General features: G+C 44.8%; 4 protein-coding genes. 3 read left to right on the top strand and 1 reads right to left on the bottom strand.

Annotation, left to right across the window (positions count from 1 at the left end; all coding sequences use genetic code 11):
• Positions 1-572: 572 nt before the first annotated feature.
• On the top strand, positions 573-710 hold the full coding sequence (locus D5270_RS16360) for a hypothetical protein (RefSeq protein ID WP_166545077.1): 138 nt from the start codon (positions 573-575) through the stop codon (positions 708-710).
• Here D5270_RS16360 and D5270_RS16355 read toward each other — a convergent pair.
• Entirely contained in the window at positions 707-949 is a 243-nt protein-coding gene (locus D5270_RS16355) for a hypothetical protein (protein ID WP_166545076.1), read from the bottom strand. The two genes, D5270_RS16360 and D5270_RS16355, sit on opposite strands and share 4 nt — an antisense overlap.
• 182 nt (positions 950-1,131) lie before the next feature.
• On the opposite strand from D5270_RS16355, the gene D5270_RS16350 reads away from it, so the two are divergent.
• Both D5270_RS16350 and D5270_RS16345 read left to right on the top strand, forming a co-directional pair.
• Positions 1,132-1,278: a hypothetical protein gene (locus tag D5270_RS16350; RefSeq protein ID WP_166545075.1), complete on the top strand. Its 147-nt coding sequence runs from the start codon at positions 1,132-1,134 to the stop codon at positions 1,276-1,278.
• A gap of 31 nt (positions 1,279-1,309) precedes the next feature.
• Positions 1,310-2,245 carry a prohibitin family protein gene (locus tag D5270_RS16345; protein ID WP_166545074.1) on the top strand — a complete coding sequence of 312 codons (936 nt, stop codon included), beginning with the start codon at positions 1,310-1,312 and terminating at the stop codon, positions 2,243-2,245.
• The last annotated feature ends 61 nt before the right edge of the window (positions 2,246-2,306 follow it).

The following is a 2,306-nucleotide window of genomic DNA, read 5'->3' as shown; positions in this document are numbered from 1 at the left end:
TGCTTTTCGCGGCGGGCTTTGGTACATTCTTAAAATCATGTTTTACCAAAAAAGAGAGGTTAATATGTATAATAGAGAAATAATTTCAGAATTTCTGACGATTTTTGGGGCTGTGCTTGCGGCAATAACAGTCGCGCATTTCCTTTTTGGCTAAGGAGCGCAAGTCGATTTCAATTTCTACTTGCATAGGAGAATGCTCGTATCCTTGCAACACTTCAATAAGCAATTTAGTCATCAAATCTCGCGCCTCATTAGAGACAAATAAGGATGCCTTTCCAATGGCAATTTTTAATGACCTGATTTCTTTTTCATTTCTTCCGTAATCTGTTAATAAGTAATGCGAAAAGACATCTTCAAAAGCATTTACAAGTAAGTCAAATTGCTTTTGCTTCCAGGATGTTTTACTGGATATTGTATTTGCAATCCATATACTGATAACAGATATGAAGCAACCGATAAGAACGCTAATTACATCTATTGGAAACTACCTCCTTTCCTTCACTTCAGACCGTCCCACCAAATAGTCATCGGAAAAATATAACGCTTATGTTAAGTTTAGAGGAGGAATGGACATGGAACTGCTTGACCTAACCGCCACAATCCACATTGACACAGCAGAGATTGATGCGGCCATCGAAAAAGCGAACCGGCTACTGGCGCTTCTGAAGGAAGCGAAAGAAACAGCCGGTTCGCAAAACAAGAAAAGCTAATTCAGCTTTTCAGAGAGGAATTGCTTTAGAGCTAATTCCATAAGTTCATGCCAGTTATTGAATTTTGTTGTTGCAGCAACGTGAGCATCAATATCCGGCTGAGGAATAGCTTCAATATCTTCTTTTGTTTCTGGGTAGAACCCGCCAGCGGCAAGAAAATCATCGAATGATGCGTATGGCGTGTTTTCTTGGAAAAATTTGTCTGGTAACAGGTCGGACACGGCAGCCTTTATCTCCACATACTTCACCCCCTTTCAGACAAATTATAGCACACGGACGGAGATGATTCAACAAAAAACGCCCCCACAAGTGTTCCTAGCACTTGTGGGGACTAGCAAAGCCCATTGAGTAAGCAAAGAGCTTGCATGAGGACATTATACCACTTCCTCCTGCGGGCTGCAAGACAATAGGAGGAATTTTTATGAAGTTAAGGATAAATTTTCACACAGGGACAACATTCCTGCTGGAATGGGAAGAAATGGACAGCGGCAAGTTTTATGCGCTGGTAGGCCTGCTGGCTGTGGTGCTGCTGATGGGATTCTTTTTGAAGCTTATAGCTACACCGTAAGAATAATACAAGCTTAGAAGGAGTAAAGAATATGCTTAAAAATTTTTTTGTAGAGAAGCACGAGAAAAAATATAAAGTGTTGGACATGGCGCGTACAGAAATTGAGTATCGTCCCCGCTGGGGCAGAATAATTGGCTGCGGCGTGGGTCTGTTGGTGGCAGCCGGACTCTCACTCTCAAGCTTTACCGTTGTTGGTGCAGGGCATACCGGGGTAGTGTCCACCTTTGGGCAGGTGAGCGAAGACGTGCTGCAGGAGGGTTTTCACTTTAAGTCTCCTTTGCAGAGGGTCACCAAGATGGATAACCGCATTGTAAAGCTGGAGGTATCTACCGAGGCCTTTAGCTCAGACCTTCAGACGGTAAATGTCAATCTCGCAGTGAACTACCGTGTGGATACCTCTAAATCTTTCTCTATTGTGAAGAATGTCGGCACGAACTACGAGGATGTACTGATTACCCCGGCGGTTAATGAGGTTATGAAATCAATCATGGCAGACTATACCGCCGAGCAGAGTATCACAAACCGTAACATAATTTCCACGGCCCTACTCGATGAACTGAACGAAAAGCTGTCTGACAGCGGTATATATGTATCTGATATCAACATCATCGACTTTGATTTCAGCGACGTATACGTTGCAGCTATCGAGTCAAAACAGGTAGCCGAACAGGAGAAGCTTCGCGCAAAGATTGAGCAGGAGCAGCTGACAATGGAGAAGGAATCAGAGTCAGCCCGCCGGGTAATAGATGCCCAGGCCGCCGCAGAGGTAGCGAAGATAGAGGCCGAGGCGGCGGCCTATGCCGGCGAAAAGGAAGCTGCGGCAAATGAGAAGATAGCTGAGTCCCTGACAGCTCCGCTGATTGAGTATTATAAGATACAGCAGTGGGATGGGAAGCTGCCTACAGTGAGTGGAGCAGAGACTATTATCGCCATGGGTGCGCCGCAGGAAGAAGAAGCTCGGGAGTGAACTGGGCAACCTGGTGTATCGTGTCATAGGACAATCCGCAAAAACAATAAGCATTAAGAAA

It is taken from the genome of Acutalibacter sp. 1XD8-36 (assembly GCF_009917525.1).
Lineage (GTDB): Bacteria > Bacillota > Clostridia > Oscillospirales > Acutalibacteraceae > Acutalibacter.
The sequence above is the reverse complement of the archived record's forward strand: the minus strand, read 5'-3'. Positions and strand labels throughout refer to the sequence as shown.

Bases quoted from the DNA above. Each gene is read 5' to 3' on its own strand.
- D5270_RS16360 (WP_166545077.1), top strand. From the start codon at position 573: ATGGAACTGCTTGACCTAACCGCCACAATCCACATTGACACAGCAGAG.
- D5270_RS16345 (WP_166545074.1), top strand. From the start codon at position 1,310: ATGCTTAAAAATTTTTTTGTAGAGAAGCACGAGAAAAAATATAAAGTG.
- D5270_RS16350 (WP_166545075.1), top strand. From the start codon at position 1,132: ATGAAGTTAAGGATAAATTTTCACACAGGGACAACATTCCTGCTGGAA.